This is a genomic window from Streptomyces sp. 2A115 (genome assembly GCF_052245575.1).
In the GTDB taxonomy this organism is placed as follows: Bacteria; Actinomycetota; Actinomycetes; order Streptomycetales; family Streptomycetaceae; genus Streptomyces.
Genome location: NZ_JBQQCG010000019.1, coordinates 58750 through 74183, shown reverse-complemented (window position 1 = coordinate 74183; position 15434 = coordinate 58750). Strand labels below are relative to the sequence as shown.

Below are 15434 nucleotides of genomic sequence, written 5' to 3'. Positions count from 1 at the left end.
ACTCCCGCCAAAGGGCAGACGTTGGGAAGACGATGGGCAGAGGGACGGAGCGCCTGGCGAGGGCGCTGCGTATGAGTGGGGAGGGGAAGGATGCGAGGGGGGAGGTGTGAGAAGGGGTGAGGCGCGGACCGTAGCTACCAGGGCATCGGGGTCGCCGTGTTCGGGTCTGCGTCACGCGGGTGCGGCCGGCACGTGCGTCACGTGCCGTACTGCGGAAGTCCACGGTGGTGGAAGGTGGTTGAGGTGCGGCGAGCGCGGCAGGCTCACCGCCCGGCCACGAGCGGGGTGCCGCTCGGGCCGATGAGCGCGGATCAGTCGGTGGTGGGCGGTCCGCCCCCGGCCGGAGGTGCGTGTGCCGAGCCGCTCGAGCCGGAGACCGTGCGCCGCCCGCGTATCGGGGCCTTCCGGGCCGGCGGAGGTGCGGTCGAGCCGCGGACGACGAGTTCGACCGGCGGATCACTCGCCGGAGGCAGGTCGGTCTCCGGCTCCTCGATGGCGTGCACGAGCAGCCTGATTCCTTCCCGTGCCGCGGCGTCGAAGGGCTGACGCACGGTGGTCAGGGCTGGAGTGACGTAGGCGAAGACGGGATTGCCGTCGAAACCTACGACGCTGATGTCTTCCGGCACACTGCGCCCGGCTTCGCGCAGGGCGTGGATCATGCCGATGGCCATGTCGTCGCCCGCCACGAACACGGCGGTCACGGAGCTGTCCGCAGCCAGCTCGCGGCCTGCCGCATAGCCAGAGGTGGGTAACCAGTCCCCCTCGATCACCGGCGGTTCGTGCGCACCCCGTGCCGACAGCGCCGCCCGCCAGCCCTCGACTCGGTCCTTCGAGGCGTACCACCGCCCAGGACCCGCGAGGTGATGAACCGTCGTGTGTCCCAGGTCCAGCAGGTGATCGGTGGCCGCCCGCGCCAGTTCATAGGCGCCTACACCCACCGTCAGCGTCCGGGCAGAAATGAACGCCGGCGGTGCACCCAGGAAGAGGACCGGCACATCGACTCTGACGGGAACCTCGCCTTCCACAATGGGTTCGGAAACGATGATGCCGTCCACGCCCTGCTCCAGGAGGGAGTCCACGGCGCCGGCGATATCGTCCGGTTCGCCGTCCAGTGTGCTGACCATACGCAGTGCGTAACCGGCGTCCCGTACGGCCTTCTCGATACCCACGAGGAGCATGGCGGTTCCGTATCCGGCCGTCCCCAGGGCGACGACGCCGATGGAGCGGTTCCGCCCGGAGGCCAACGCCCGTGCCGCGTGGTTCAGCCGGTAGCCGAGGTCCCCGGCGGCTTCGAGGACCCGTCGGCGGACCTCGTCGGAGACGTACGGCTCGTCGTTGAGGACCCGCGACACGGTCTTGCGCGAGACCCCGGCCACACGGGCCACGTCCTCGCTGCGCGGCGCGGATGAACCTGCGCTCCGCCTCACCACTCGTGCCATGAAGTCTCCCGACGGCGTAGGCCTGCATCAGCCGAAGTCAGCTGTATGACCGCGCGGTCAGTGACCGCGCGGTCATATCTACGCAGCCGGAGGGGTACGCGTCAATAGCGCGCACAGCGCCACTTCCCTCCTGCGGGACCTTTCTCCGGGGGCCTCGCTTCCAGTCGGTCGTTCGCCGGGACCCGTATACGAACTGCACCAGGACGACTGCCCGGAAGCCGGGGCCGCGTCCCAGGGACTCCCCATGGTCGGCCCCCGCGGCAACAAGTGACGCATCGGAGGTGCGGACGCACTGGTCAGAAGCGGTTTGCGCCGCGGGCAGGGCGTCGCCCGGCACCTGACTCCCCGCTTCTCCGCCAGGGCGCGAGGCTGAAGGAATCGTGCGCACACCCTTGACGCGCGATCTCGGACTGCGTAAACAATGACCGCGCGGTCATACAGTGGTCCTCGAAGGATTCCCGCGTTCGACCAGAGGAGACACCGTGACACGAGTGGCAGGAGGGGGCGGGAGCACCTCTGCGCCCCGCAGTGCCGATGTCGCCCAACTGGCCGGCGTGTCACGCAAGACCGTGTCGAGGGTCCTCAACAACGAGCCCTACGTCTCCGACGACGTACGGCGACGCGTCATCGAAGCCGCCGAGGAACTCGGCTACCGGCTGAACAACGCGGCCCGGGCACTTGCTTCCGGACGAACACGTTCCATCGGCGTGGTCGCTCTGGGGACGGCCGGGTACGGAACCGCCTCACTGCTTGTGGCCATTGAGAAAGCCGTGCGGGATTCCGGTTACGCACTCCGAGTGGTCAACACGCTGGACGGCGAACCGGATGATATCGCCCGCGCCGTGGGCTCCCTCCTGGAGCAGGGCGTGGACGGCATCATCGTCTCCGAGCCCGTCATCGAAGGAGAGGTGTCCGTCCGCGTCGACGTGCCGGTCCTCTTCCTCGGCGCACCATCTGTCTTCGGTGGCCCTCGAGCGGTGACCGCGGGGGTTGGCGCCGATCTGCTGGCGCGGGCCGCCACGGACCACCTGCTCGATCTGGGACACCAGACCGTCCACCACCTCGCCGGACCGCTGCGCTGGTACGCCGCCAGAGACCGTGTCGAGGGATGGCGAGCAGCACTGGCGGCACGCGACAGGCACCAGCCGCCCCTCGTCGAAGGCGACTGGTCGGCCGACTCCGGTTACCAAGCGGGCCGCAAACTGGCCGCCGACCCCGAGGTGACCGCGGTCTTCGTCTCGGGCGACGACATGGCGGTCGGCTTGATCCACGCCCTGACAGAAGCCGGTCGACGCGTGCCCCACGACGTGAGCGTCATCGGCTTCGACGGCAACCCCGTCTTCGCCCACGTCACCCCACCCCTGACCACCGTGCGCCAGCCATTCGACGCCGCGGCCGGAGACGGAATCAGGCGTCTCGTCCACGCCATCGAAAAGCCCGGCACCCAAATGCCACCGGCGAGCGACCCACCGGTCGAACTCGTCGTCCGAGCCTCGACTGCACCCCCACCGTCCTCCCCCAGCTAGACGGCGCACTCCATCGTCACGTTCTGCCCATCGCAACGGTCACACGTCTGATCGCAGCTACCCAATCGCCCTCAGCCCCCTCTACACAGGCAATCAAGGACCCGCCCCCAACCGATGTCCATGCCTGCGCTGAGAGGTCGTTTTCCTCTAATGCTCAATGCCGTCATGTCCCGATTCGGGTTGTTCTAGGCGCCGGCGCCGCGCCAGCTCGGGGCAGGACCGGCCCCCGACACCGCGCTGGCCCAAGTCGCCGAGGCCGGATTGCGCGGCCCGGAGCAGCCGGTCTGGCTGGAACGGCTGGAGACCGAGCACGGCAACATCCGCGCGGCGCTGGAATGGTGCATCGAGCGGAACGACGCTTCGAGGGCACTGCGGATGGCCGGCGCCCTGTACCAGTTCTGGGACCTGCGCGGTCATTACGCCCAGGGGCGCGGCTGGCTCGCCCGTGCGCTGGCCCTGTCCGCGCCGACGCCGATGCCGAACCGGGATGAGGGCCGGGATGGGGAGGGGGGAACGACCACGGGAGCCGCCGGAGCCGCCGGAGCCGCGGTGCCAGACACGGACACGGACAGGGCCCATGCGCTGCTCGCCGCCGCGTGTCTGGCCGTGGGCCAGGGCGACCTCCCGATGGTCGTCACGGCGTGCCGACAGGCCATGGCGCTGTGCGAACGAGCCGGTGACCTGCGTGGCATGGCGCATGCCCGTGCGAACCTGGGACTCGCGGCCCTGTACTCCGACGCCCTGGAGCGGGCCGAGGAGCACCTGGCCGAGGCTGGACGGTGCGCGCGACTCGCCGATGACCGGTGGCTGGAGGGATGGTCCCTGACCTTCCGAACGATGACCGCCATCACCGCCGGCGACCGGAGCGGGGCGGCCGAATTCAGCGTCAGAGCCGAATCGGCGCACCGTGAACTGGCGGATCCCAAAGGGCTCGCATGGGCCGCGTTGCTGCGCGGCGCTGTGCGGTGGGACGGTGACGATTCAGCGGGCGCGACGGCGGCGCTGCGCGAGGCGCTGCACACGTTCCGGAAGATCAGCGGCGGCTGGGGACTTTCTCTCACCATGCTGCTCTCGGCCCGGATGACCGGGGAGCATGGTGATCACCTCCGATCGACGACGCTGCTGTCAGCCGCGGAGAGCCTGCGTACCTCGATCGGAGCCGCACTGTTGCCGTTCGCCACCACCTGGCGCGACCGAAGCACGGCACGGGCGCGCGACGCCCTGGGCGCCGAACGGTTCGAAGCGGCCTGGCGGGCAGCCTCGGCTCTGGACCCGCTCGAGGTGATGTACGAGGCGCTCGCGGATGCCGACATGGTGGGGCGTACCGTCCCCATGGGCTGATCACCAGCACCGGAAGGTCATGGACAAGGGCGCCGGAAGGTCCCATCCATAGCGTCGATCACGTACGACATCGACAGCAATGGACGGAGCCACATGTCACCCTCACTCACCGGCAAGGTCGCACTGGTCACCGGCGGTTCACGCGGAATCGGCGCGGCCACCGCACGGGCCCTCGCGGACGAGGGCGCCGACGTCGCCATCAGCTACGTCTCCTCCGCCGAGCGGGCGGAGGCGGTGGTCGCCGAGCTGCTGGCCAAGGGCGTCAAGGCGGTGGCGTTCCACGCCGATCAGGCCGATCTCTCGAGGGCCGTCCAATTGGTGTACGACGTGGTCGACCACTTCGGCCACCTCGACATCCTCGTCAACAACGCGGGAACCGCGATCGTCGAAAACATCGACAAGCCCGGCCGGGACCAGGCAGCGATCGACCACCTGTACCGCGTGAACTTCCTCAGCGTCGTGGCCGCCATCCAGGCCGCGTCACAGGTGATGACCGACGGAGGCCGCATCATCACCATGGGTCCGTCGCCGGCACCCGTGTCGGCTTCTGCGGCTACACGGACTACACCGCCAGCAAGGCCGGTGTCGCCGGCTACACCCGCGGCGCCGCCCGCGACCTGGCTGCCCGGGGCATCACGGTCAACGTGGTGCAGGCCGGAGTGACCGTCAGCGACATCAACCCCGGCGGCGGGGAGGAGGTCGCCCGCATCATCAGTCCGATCGCGCTCGGCCGCGCCGGGACGCCGGAGGAGATCGCGGCGGGTGTGGTCTTCCTCGCCAGTCCGGGCGCGTCGTTCGTGACCGGAAGCCTGTTCCAGATCGACGGCGGAACCACAGCCTGAGCACGTACCCATGGCGGAAGCGCGCGCAAGCAGGTGATCCGGGCTGACGTCCCGGCTCCCGGCGCCGAGGGTACCGCTGACGGCGGGCTGCGATCGTCCGGTTCTGGCTGGAGCGGCAGCCCGAAGCGTTCGGTGTCTATCGTTCGAATGGGGACTGATGACATCGTTGCCCCCTCCGGCTCGGCGCTGCTGCGACTCACCGAGCCGGAGGGGGAGGATGTCACCCGGTGGTGGCCGCCGCCTGGGACCACGCACGGGCCACAGGCCCCTGCGAGCGGGCGAGCACATGGCCATCGGGCGCTTTCACGTGGACCCGCAGGCGTATCAGCGGCCCTCGCCTTCCAACAACCTGGCCCAGTGGGGTGTGACGGGGGAGGTCGCCGATCCGGAGTCCACGCCTGCCGACGTCGCACGTCTCGCCCGCGACCCAGAAGCCGAGGTGCGCCGCCGCGCGGCCGAGGACACCCGGCTGTCACCGGCCGACGCGGTGCGGCTGCTGAACGACCCAGCGGCCTACGTCCGCGGGACCGCGATACGCGGTCTGCGGCTGCCGGCCCGCGTCCTTGCCGGGCTGCTGCACGACCGCGACACGGCATGCGCGGCGGTCACCGATCCGGGGATCCCGGTCCCCGTCCCGCATCGCATCCTGGCCGCGGCAGCCGTGGCGAAACGGCCGCCGGACTGCCGGTATCAGCCTGCGGAGCTCCGGTAAGACCAGGACAAGTCCCCACCAGAGCGCTGCCGGACTCGTCCAGCGGCTGCTGCAATGCGGTTTTACAGTCCCACCGTTTGCGGGGTGGGGGCTCATGTGCACACCCGACCGAGCCGGGTTCCCCGTCAGTGCGTGGAGCGCCAGTTCGGCGCTTGCGTCAATTGTGCGGAGTATTCCCATAGTTTGCGCGCCAGTTCCGCATCACGGGCCTGGGCGTTGCGGGGTTCCTCGTGCTTGAAGCGATGGAAGTAGCGGCCGTTGACGCTGCGCGGATCATGTGTGGTGGCCAGGTGCAGCAGTGGCTCCGCGCCCTTCTCGGGAGTGATCGCCGGACTCAGCCAGGAGTGGGTGAGGAAGGAGGCCAGCCGGTTGTCCCGGAAGGCGTTGCTGGCGGTCATTCCTGGGTGGAAGGCTGTGGTGGTCACCGTCGTGCCTTCCATGCGGCGGGCCAACTCCTGTGTGAACAGCAGCGTGGCGAGTTTGGTCATGCTGTACACGCGCATCATTCGGTAGCGCCCGCGGGTGCTGTTCAGGTCGTCCAGATCGATCCGGCCGCCCCGGTAGACGTTGCTGCCGGTTTGGATGATGCGAGCGTCGGGTGACTGCTTCAGGTGGTCCCAGAGCAAGGTGGTGAGCAGAAAGGGCGCCAGGTGGCCAATCTGAAAGGTCCGCTCGTGCCCGTCCGGGGTCAAGCCGTGCGAGGAGAACAGCGCGCCTGCATTGTTGGCCAGGACATCGATGCGGGGGTAGCGTTCGAGCAGTTCGGCCGCGAGACGGCGGACGTCGTCGAGCCGGCTGAAGTCGGCGAGGTGGGCGTGCCCACCCGCGCTCCGTGCCACCGCCGCCGTTGCGGGCGCTGAGCGGCCCACAACCGCCACGGTCGCTCCCAGGGCGGCGAAGCGGTGGGCTGCCGCAGCTCCGATCCCCGAACTCGCGCCGGTGACGATGACCGTTGCACCGCTCAGGTTCCGTGCCGGCCGCTCAGCCATTGCGCCGCCGCCCAAGGACGTTGATGCCGTAGTCGCGCAGAGAAAGGGCCGGGCACTGCAGCGTGCTCACGGCCGTGTCAGTTTCGGTGAAGGACATGGCGTAACGGTGGATCGCCTCCACCGTTCTTCCCAGGGTCCAGCTGATCCTGGGACTGACAGGACCAGGCTGGCGCCACCCCCGCAACCGTAGGCTCAAGCTCATGACAAGCCGGAAAGGCAATGCCCTGGGCGACTATCTGCGCGCCCGCCGAGAGCTGCTGCGTCCCGAGGACGTCAGCCTGCCAACGACAGCGGGCAGGCGCCGTGTCCCCGGTCTGCGGCGCGAAGAACTGGCCCTGCTCGCCGGCATCAGCGCCGACTACTACCTGCGCCTCGAACAGGGCAGAGACCGGCGCCCCTCTCCGCAGGTCCTGGACGCCATCGCCCATGCGCTCGGGCTTGACGAGGCGGCACGGGCCCATCTGCACCGCCTGGCCACACAGGCGCAGACCCGCCGCCGCGGCGCCCGGCGCAGCCCCGAGCGCGTGCCCCCGGGCGTCCTGCGGCTCCTCGAATCCGCGATCGACACCCCCGCCTACGTTGTGGGCCGGCTGATGGACGTGCTCGCCGCCAACGACCTGGCGCAGGCACTCTCACCGGTGTACGCGCCCGGCACCAACATGGTGCGATCCATGTTCCTCGAACCCGGGCACGCCCAGATGCACGGACAGGACAAACACGCACTGGCGGGCCTGGTCGCCTGCCTGTGCCTCCGAGCGGGCCCCGACGTCGACAATCCCCGGCTGGCGGAACTCGTCGGAGAGCTGTCGGTACGCAGCGAAGCGTTCCGTCGTCTGTGGGCCCGGCAGGACGTGCGCTCGCCTGCCCGTGGCTCGCTGAACATAGAACACCCGCAGGTAGGACCGCTGGAACTGCACTTCGAGAAGTTCCTCGTGCCCGACGCACCGGATCAGCAACTTGTCATCTTCAGCGCAGAGCCCGGCAGCCGCTCGGGCGAAGCCCTCGCTCTGCTGGCTGCGCTGCCCAAGCGCCGGACCCCCAGCGACGCTCCACCCCCCGAACGGCGCCAAGAGACACACTCCTGAGGGCCCGCCGATTCCCCATCCGCGGACGAACCACATCGGAAAGCGGGAGCAATGATCTTCATGCTCGGTCAACGACGTTCCCGAACTCTGGTTCGCGAACCGCGCCGATGGTGGAGCAGGGAACCCGGGGAGGGATGGCGGCTCTCCAGATCGCCCTCACGTCACGCGTGTCTGCCGGTGGCCCGGCGGTGCGCCGAGCTGCCCTCGCGATAGAAGACGTATCCACCATGGTGAAGGGTGTCGCCCTGGAACTCTCCGTCGGCGGTGAAGCCCGTGTCGTCTACATACTCAATGCGCTTTCCTTTCACCCAGTAACGGCCGGTGTAGGCACTTTCGCGCTCACCCCGGGCTTCGTCGTAGCGACCGTTGGGGAGCAGTTCCTGCCGGATCTGACCGTCTGCGGTGACCCACATCCCGACGTAAGTACCGAATTCACCTGAGCTTCCGATCTCACCGCGCGCGGGCGAGTGGCCCGACGCTGCCGGCCCGGCAGCGGACTGCTCGCCGGGCACCTGCTGACAGGCCACTGCCGCGACCACGCTCACAACTGATGCGATGATCCTTGGATTGCCGCTGCTCTGACGCATGGACTGATACTGACCTGCGAGCGCCGTGGAGCGAGAGGCCGTGCTGCTCCCAGGAGTCGTACACCCACCCAGTCGGATGGCACGGTTCCCCTCAAACGGCCCTGCGGGTCCCGAAGGACCTGCACCTGCGATACCTGCCTGTTCGCTCACAGCAAGCTTCCGTGTCGGCCGGACACGTCCTCGCCGGCGTGAGCTTGATCCTTAACCTCGGGCCCGGTCGAGTGGTCACTCTTTGGAGTGATCGCAGGGTATGAGGGCGGCCTTCCTCGTGATCCTGAACTCTGCGACGAGATCCAGGGGTTCACAAGGAAGGCCGTGGGGATGAGTGCGCTGCAACGGGCCGGCGAACGGCATGAGTTCGCTGCGTGTCACGCTTTCGGACGGCCTTCTACGGGTGTCTGTCCGCGCGAGCGGATGCGTTCTTCGAACTGACCGACGCGCTGCTGTGCGCGGACGGCCCGACGCGGACGCCGGTGGAGTTGTCGCTGCTCGCCGAGCACCAGCGCGGATACGGCTCGCTGTACGGTGCGTTGAACCATGGCCGCCAGATCACAGGTTGTACAGGAAGTACCAGCCCCAGCCGAGGTCGTTGTAGCATCCGTCGCTCACTGTATAGCCGCGCCGTTGCATGATCTTGCGCTGATCCATACACCTGTCGTAGGACGGGTAAAGGGGACTCCTGTTCGCGGCGCTGACATTCTCGTCGGCCGCGCGCCAGTGCATGTCACTCTGCGCCGCGCTGGCGGGAACCCCCAGCGACATCGCGGCGACCACGGGCACGGCCAGCAGCGCCAGCCGTTGCAGATGAATCATCGTGTCCCTTCCGGTCGGGAACCCGCCGGTGTCGCGGGCCGTTGGCTCACGGTCTGGCGTGAATGTGGACAGGAACCTTGCGAGAACCTTGCTTCACTGGTCGGCGGGGTGAGCCGAGCGACCGACGCGAGCGACCAACGGGGAAGCACATGACGGAATTTCTGCTGCTGGGCCCGGTCGAGTTACGGGGTGCGGACGGCGCGGTGGTGGATCCTGGGCCGGCCAAACAGCGCACGGTCCTGGCCGTGTTGCTGGCGGACGCGGGCCGCTGGGTGGCGTCGGACACGCTGATCGACCGGGTCTGGGGGGAGGACGTGCCCGCACAGGTGCGTCCCTCGCTCTACGCGCACATCGCCCGGATCCGTCGGCTGCTGGCGAACGCCGACGCATCCGCGCGGCTACGGCGCGGTCCCGGCGGGTATCTGCTCGACGTACCGCCGGGCCAGGTCGATGTGCACCGGTTCCGGCAGCTGGTCGAACAGGCACGCGGCGAGGGCCGTACGGACGCAGAGCGGGTCCGGATGTTGCGTGCGGCGCTCGGATTGTGGCGCGGTGAGCCGCTGGCGGGGCTGACCGGCGGATGGGCGGAGTGCACCCGGCACAGCTGGCGGGAGCGGCGGATCGAGGCGGTGCTGGCCTGGGCCGAGGCCGAGTCCCCCACCGGCGAGCATGCCGAGGTGATCGGGGTGCTGACCGCCCTGGCAGCCGAACATCCGCTGGTCGAACCACTCACCGTGGCACTGATGCGGGCACTGCGGGCCGCAGGGCGTGGCCCGGAGGCCCTGGCCTGCTACACCGTCCTGCGTAAGCGGCTGGCCGAGGAGTTGGGCACGGACCCGGGTGCCGTGGCGCAACAGGTGCACCAGGAGATCCTGCGGGGCGAAGCCGCGCCGCCCGCAACGCGCGGTACACCACGTGTCGAGGCGGGGACCGGCCAGGTCGTCCCGGCGCAATTGCCGCCCGAGACACGGGGGTTCACCGGCCGGGTGGAGGAGCTGGCCCGGCTGGACGGGATCCTGGCCGCCGCTGCCGAGCGGCCGGCCGCGGTGGTGGTCTCGGCTGTGTCGGGGCCGGCGGGGGTGGGCAAGACGGCGCTGTCGGTGCACTGGGCGCACCGGGTGGCCGACCGGTTCCCGGACGGCCAGTTGTATGTGAACCTGCGCGGCTTCGCTCCCGGCGGCGCGGAGGTGACACCCGATCAGGCGGTGCGGGGTTTCCTCGACGCGCTGGGCGTGCCGGCGCAGCGCGTCCCGGTGGACCTTCAGGCGCGGGTGGGCCTGTATCGCAGTCTGCTGGCCCGGCGGCGTGTGCTGGTGGTGCTGGACAACGCCCGCGACGCCGACCAGGTCCGCCCCCTGCTGCCCGGCTCTCCCACCTGCCTGGCCGTGATCACCAGCCGCGACCGGCTCACCGGTCTGGTCGCCACCGAGGGAGCCCAACCCATGCCCCTGGACCTTCTCTCCCCGGCCGAGGCCCACGACCTGCTGACCCGCCGGCTGGGCGAGCACCGGGTGGCGGCTGAACCGGACGCCGTTCAGGAGATCGTCGCCCGGTGCGCCCGGCTCCCTCTGGCCCTGGCCCTCACCGCCGCCCGCGCCGCCACCCGGCCCGCTCTCCCCCTGGCCCGGCTGGCCGGCGAGCTGGCCGACGCCCACGGCAGCCTGACGGCGTTCACCAGCGACGGCGACCCGATGACGGACGTACGCGCGGTGTTCTCCTGGTCCCATCGCGCCCTGGGCCCGGGTGCGGCCCGGCTGTTCGCGCTGCTGGGCCTGCATCCTGGCCCCGACATCTCCGCTGCGGCAGCCGCGAGCCTCGCCGGCCTCGACCCTCACCGGGTACGGGCCCCGCTGGCCGAACTGGCCCGCGCGCACCTGATCACCGAACACTCCCCCGGCCGATACACCTTCCATGATCTGCTGCGCGCCTACGCCTCCGAACAGGCACAGGCCCTCGGCCCAGACACCGGGCGGCAGGCAGGGCGTCGACTGCTCGACCACTATCTGTCCACCGCCCACCACGCCGACCACCTGCTCGACCCGTACCGCGCCCCCATCACTCCCACTCCCCCCGGCCCTGGTGTGAGCCCCGAGCAGATCACCGACCACGCAGAGGCTCTCGCCTGGTTCACCGCCGAGCACCCCGTCCTGCTCGCCGCCCTGCGCCAGGCCGCAGAGACCGGCCTGGACACGCACGCCTGGCGGCTGGCCCGGTCCATGGCCACCTACCTCCAACGGCGTTGCCACTGGCACGACCTCCTAACCAGCCAGCGCACCGGGCTGCTCACCGCGCGACGGCTGTCCGAGGAGGCCGGGCAGCCAGGGCAGGCCCACACCCACCTCGGCCTCGCGTTCGCGCACATCCGGCTGCTTCGCTTCGAGGACGCCCACCACCATCTCGGCCAGGCGCTCGATCTGTTCGGCCGTATCGGCGACCGCGTCGGTCAGGGCCACACGCGCACCACGATCGTCATGGCGTACTCCCTGGAGAACCGCTACGACACGGAAGACCATCTCCTGCGGGCCCTTGAGGACTTCCGGGCCGCCGGCCATCAGGTCGGGCAGGCCAAGATCCTCAACAGCCTCGGCTGGTATCACGCCACCCGCGGCGACCAGCAGGCCCTCACCTACTGTCATCAGGCCTTGAACCTGCTCAAGGACACCGCGGACCACACGGTCACGGCAGCCACCTGGGACACGTACGGCTACGCCCACCACCAGCTCGGCCAACGCGACCAGGCCGCCGACTGCTATCACCACGCCCTGGAGCTGTACCGGGTGCTCGGCGACCCCTTCGGCGAAGCCGAGACCCTCACGCGCCTCGGCGACACGCACCACGCGGCCGACGAGACCGACACGGCCCGCGACGCCTGGCGGCGTGCCCTGGGCATTCTCGACGACCTCGACCACCCCGGTGCCGAGGGGATACGGAACCGACTTCGTCGTCAGAGTGCCGAGCTCACCGAGGGCTAACCAGGGACGGTCGCCCGGTCCACGCCAAACCACCCGTCACGCCGGCACTGTGGCCGGCCGCGCGTCCGGCCACAACAGGAGGTGACGCTCGGTCATGTCTGCAGGCACAGCGAAGGCCTCGACGAAAGAAAGAGCGTGGCCGACAGGGCGGTGACGGCGTCTTCCACCGCGTCGGGCAGCTGGTGGACCTGGTCGGCGGTCAGCCGCCCGTCGGCGAGCAGTTCGCCGCTTGCGGATCACTCAGTCGTGGACTTTCCGCAGGTAGGCGACGAGTTTGCGCAGCGACCAACGGGTGAACGGCTGGCCGAGCCTGACCGGGCAGGTGGTGGCCGTCGCGATGACGAAGTCCTCATCGCCAAAGCCGAGTCGGCGGGGACGGCCTCCGCCCCATCGGGCTCCAGGCAGGCCAGGCCCTTCTCATTGAGCCTCCGCCTACTTGAAGTCGCAGGTCAAAAGGCTGGTGTGACGGTCTTCCGGGGTGCTCACGCGGGTCGTGGGCGGCAGTCTGCGGAGTAGATCGTCTGTCAGCGGTTGGCTTCGAAGTTCGTCAGAACGAGTAGGGCTCACCGTCTACACGTACCGGGCCCCGCCTGCTTTCCTCAGGCTGAGCCCGGTCTTGTTCCGGTCTGTCAGTGCCTGGCCGGCCGCTGGCGGATGCCCTTCTCACGCCTGGCCCGGCTCTTGATGTGAGCCGGGAAGTCGGGGCCCCGGAGAGGTGGCGTCCCTTGTCGCCCTCACTGCCCCGTGTAGCCCAGGGCAGGCGGGACCGCAGGTGAGGCAGCCTGGGGGCGGCCCACAGCCCGGCGGCGCCGAGCAGGATGAGCAGACGCCGAACAACCGCCTCGGTGTCTCCGCTTCGGAGCACGCCTTTTCCCCGTCGCCGGGCCGCCAGTCCTCGTTTTCAGCAGCCGTGAACGCGATCCCGCACTCAAGTCTGACCATCGACACGAGGCGGTCCTGCCCGCCGGTGTCGTCAGCTCCGAAGAGGCCACCCGGCAGGATCATGGCCTGGTCGCTCGTGTCCCATGCCACGAGCCACCTCATGGGGATCCCCGAAATGGCTCTGCCCGCGGTTCCAGTTCCGTGGACGAGCTGTCGTCGTCAAATAGCGGCGCACTCTAGCACGTTGGTGCGCCTGCTTGCGTAATTTCGCCCCGGATGCGGCCAGTGCCCGAATCCGATGGAATCCTGTGCTTACACGCCGTGGAGGATTGTCCGTTGTGAGGGGGGCGCGGATGCGTGTGTGCCCGGCTGTCGTGATCAGGGGCGGTACCGCTACAGCGATTGCCATGGTGGTGGTCCTAGGCTTCGGAGCCGCGGGGTGCGGCTCTTCGGGCAGGCCACCTGGCGGAAATTTACCTGGCGGAGTGCCGACGCCGGGAGTGACTTCGTCCGCAGTGACGGTCCCCAGTCAGAACGACGGCCGAGGATCTGCCGGCGGCGAGAACGGTGGCGGATCTACCGGCGGCCAAGATGGCGGGAGCGAATCCGTCGGCAGCCAGGACAACGGCGGTGCGGCGGCTGGAGACCCGGGTATTCCCTCCGTGGAGCCGCCGCCGACGTATACCGAGCCAACCGATGGGCCCGGCGCCGGTGTCACCGGGAGCCCGCCGACAGACCCCACGCCCTCATGCAGCCCGACACCAGCTCCCGGCGAGACCTGTTCGGAGTCTCCCACCACGCCGGAGAACAACGTGTCACCCGAGGCGAGCTGACGGGATGGGCGTATCCGCATCCCAGGGCCCGGCCCCGGCAGATCCCCCCGCTTCGCCGAGCCTCCCCGCTCGCCCGGCCTCGCGCCGCCGCGCGCTCCGCCGTGGGTCTGCACCCCATCGCCTCCGCAGCCTCCCGAACAGACACGCTCCACCCCCGCCCGCCCCACAGACCAACAGCGGCAGCCGTCTGGAACTCGTCAACTCAGCTGTGGGAGCAACATCGTTCGTGGGCGGCCTGATGCTCTACGCGGGCTACATCTACACCAACGCCTACTTCGGATACTTCCACCTGGACAGCCTCGCCATGGGCTTCAGCACCTTCGAGCTGGTGATGCGCAGCCTGCGGCTCGCCGCCATGCCCGCTCTCGAAGTGATGGCCCTGGCACTCCTGGTACCGGCCATTCCCCGGCTGTTGATCGCCCTGCACCTCCCCGAGCGCCACCTCCGCCGAAGCCACGAACTCGGACGCGCGATAGCGCGGGCTTACCTCGGGTTCGTCGCCGCGGGAGTCGTCCTGATGCTGCTGTGGCGCTGGATCCAGCCCTTCGCCTGGTCAGCGCCCTTGCTCGTGGCGGCGGGGCTGCTCCTTGGCCAGACCCGCGCCGCCGCTGCCGCCGACGAGTCACACAGATCGTCATGGGAGCGTGCCGTGTCCCTTTTAGTCGCAGGTCTCTTCCTGATCTGGGTGGTGGCGCTGGTAGCTGGGCAGCTCGGCCGTCAGGACGCGCGCCGTGACGCCGACCAGTTGGTGCGCCGCGTGGCCGTGGTCGTGCTGAGCACCGACCCGTTGAGCATCGCTCCGCCGGGACCGAACGTAGAGGATCTGGGACGTGGCGCGCACTACCGGTATCGCTACAGCGGACTGCGGTTGCTGATCGAACGTGATCACCGGTACTACCTGCTGCGGCTGGGATGGCAGAAGTCCACGGATCCCACCTACGTCATCGAGGATGACAACACCGTCCGCATCGAACTCAGGCCCGGAACCCAGCCGCGAGCCCTTGATCATGTGATGAGAAAACCTGCGATCACAGCCTAGGGCACCCCTAGGACAACAGTGACGAACCATGCTGTAACGGCGGTCATCCTCTGGTCCAGGTCGAATTCGCGCTCGGCCTGCTGCTGAGCCTTCGTCTGGATCTGGAGTACTGGTACTCCAGCAGCGTTTCGCTACCTGGCCAGTTCACAGACGTCGTGCGAAGTGTAGTTGACTGATGGTGTGTCAGGGACGGCTTGCACAACCACCCCTCCAACGAGTGGAGTCGGGACTTGGCCGGGCTCCGACGCGGACAGCTTTCCGGCATGACCGACGAACATGTGGAGACGGCCTGGGACCGAGAACTCAACGACCTTTTCCTTTGTATCGGCCACCGGTTCGGCCGTGCCGACCTGCGGCGCCGGATGCGGGACTAT

Annotated in this window: 11 protein-coding genes and 2 pseudogenes; 8 read left to right on the top strand and 5 right to left on the bottom strand. The window is 69.2% G+C overall.

The annotated features are described in order from the left end of the window. Positions 1-311: 311 nt before the first annotated feature. Entirely contained in the window at positions 312-1439 is a 1128-nt protein-coding gene (locus tag ACTWQR_RS18645) for a LacI family DNA-binding transcriptional regulator (RefSeq protein ID WP_443228215.1), read from the bottom strand. Between the two features lie 482 nt (positions 1440-1921). Here ACTWQR_RS18645 and ACTWQR_RS18640 point away from each other — a divergent pair, with 482 nt between their 5' ends. The 4 genes and pseudogenes from ACTWQR_RS18640 (at position 1922) to ACTWQR_RS18625 (ending at position 5860) form a co-directional block, all read left to right on the top strand. Then, positions 1922-2965, top strand: a complete 1044-nt coding sequence (locus ACTWQR_RS18640) for a LacI family DNA-binding transcriptional regulator (protein WP_443228214.1) — start codon at positions 1922-1924, stop codon at positions 2963-2965. 261 nt (positions 2966-3226) lie between these two features. Then, entirely contained in the window at positions 3227-4306 is a 1080-nt protein-coding gene (locus ACTWQR_RS18635; protein ID WP_443228213.1) for a hypothetical protein, read from the top strand. A 93-nt stretch (positions 4307-4399) separates the two neighbouring features. Continuing rightward, positions 4400-5148, top strand: a pseudogene (locus ACTWQR_RS18630) (SDR family NAD(P)-dependent oxidoreductase). Between the two features lie 286 nt (positions 5149-5434). Then, a complete protein-coding gene (locus ACTWQR_RS18625) occupies positions 5435-5860 on the top strand; it encodes a hypothetical protein (RefSeq protein WP_443228212.1) in 426 nt (141 codons plus the stop codon). Positions 5861-5985: 125 nt separating this feature from the next. On the opposite strand, the gene ACTWQR_RS18620 is transcribed toward ACTWQR_RS18625, so the two are convergent. Further along, on the bottom strand, positions 5986-6864 hold the full coding sequence (locus tag ACTWQR_RS18620; protein WP_443228211.1) for an SDR family NAD(P)-dependent oxidoreductase: 879 nt from the start codon (positions 6862-6864) through the stop codon (positions 5986-5988). A gap of 185 nt (positions 6865-7049) precedes the next feature. Between ACTWQR_RS18620 and ACTWQR_RS18615 the strand changes: the two genes are divergently transcribed. Beyond that, positions 7050-7934: a helix-turn-helix transcriptional regulator gene (locus tag ACTWQR_RS18615; RefSeq protein WP_443228210.1), complete on the top strand. Its 885-nt coding sequence runs from the start codon at positions 7050-7052 to the stop codon at positions 7932-7934. 161 nt (positions 7935-8095) lie between these two features. On the opposite strand, the gene ACTWQR_RS18610 is transcribed toward ACTWQR_RS18615, so the two are convergent. Next, positions 8096-8347, bottom strand: a complete 252-nt coding sequence (locus tag ACTWQR_RS18610; RefSeq protein ID WP_443228285.1) for an Atu4866 domain-containing protein — start codon at positions 8345-8347, stop codon at positions 8096-8098. A 539-nt stretch (positions 8348-8886) separates the two neighbouring features. Between ACTWQR_RS18610 and ACTWQR_RS18605 the strand changes: the two genes are divergently transcribed. Then, positions 8887-9153 carry a transposase gene (locus ACTWQR_RS18605; protein WP_443228209.1) on the top strand — a complete coding sequence of 89 codons (267 nt, stop codon included), beginning with the start codon at positions 8887-8889 and terminating at the stop codon, positions 9151-9153. On the opposite strand, the gene ACTWQR_RS18600 is transcribed toward ACTWQR_RS18605, so the two are convergent. Further along, positions 9071-9334, bottom strand: a complete 264-nt coding sequence (locus ACTWQR_RS18600; protein WP_443228289.1) for a hypothetical protein — start codon at positions 9332-9334, stop codon at positions 9071-9073. The two genes, ACTWQR_RS18605 and ACTWQR_RS18600, sit on opposite strands and share 83 nt — an antisense overlap. Positions 9335-9483: 149 nt before the next feature. Here ACTWQR_RS18600 and ACTWQR_RS18595 point away from each other — a divergent pair, with 149 nt between their 5' ends. Beyond that, a complete protein-coding gene (locus ACTWQR_RS18595; RefSeq protein WP_443228208.1) occupies positions 9484-12306 on the top strand; it encodes an AfsR/SARP family transcriptional regulator in 2823 nt (940 codons plus the stop codon). Between the two features lie 246 nt (positions 12307-12552). Here ACTWQR_RS18595 and ACTWQR_RS18590 read toward each other — a convergent pair. Beyond that, positions 12553-12734, bottom strand: a pseudogene (locus tag ACTWQR_RS18590) (helix-turn-helix domain-containing protein); the annotation flags it as partial. 1495 nt (positions 12735-14229) lie between these two features. On the opposite strand from ACTWQR_RS18590, the gene ACTWQR_RS18585 reads away from it, so the two are divergent. Next, on the top strand, positions 14230-15060 hold the full coding sequence (locus ACTWQR_RS18585) for a hypothetical protein (RefSeq protein WP_443228207.1): 831 nt from the start codon (positions 14230-14232) through the stop codon (positions 15058-15060). Positions 15061-15434 lie beyond the last annotated feature (374 nt).

Excerpts from the sequence above, each read along its gene's own strand:
- ACTWQR_RS18645 (WP_443228215.1), bottom strand. The coding sequence starts at position 1,439 with ATGGCACGAGTGGTGAGGCGGAGCGCAGGTTCATCCGCGCCGCGCAGC.
- ACTWQR_RS18625 (WP_443228212.1), top strand. The coding sequence starts at position 5,435 with ATGGCCATCGGGCGCTTTCACGTGGACCCGCAGGCGTATCAGCGGCCC.
- ACTWQR_RS18615 (WP_443228210.1), top strand. The coding sequence starts at position 7,050 with ATGACAAGCCGGAAAGGCAATGCCCTGGGCGACTATCTGCGCGCCCGC.
- ACTWQR_RS18610 (WP_443228285.1), bottom strand. The coding sequence starts at position 8,347 with ATGTGGGTCACCGCAGACGGTCAGATCCGGCAGGAACTGCTCCCCAAC.
- ACTWQR_RS18600 (WP_443228289.1), bottom strand. The coding sequence starts at position 9,334 with ATGATTCATCTGCAACGGCTGGCGCTGCTGGCCGTGCCCGTGGTCGCC.
- ACTWQR_RS18595 (WP_443228208.1), top strand. The coding sequence starts at position 9,484 with ATGACGGAATTTCTGCTGCTGGGCCCGGTCGAGTTACGGGGTGCGGAC.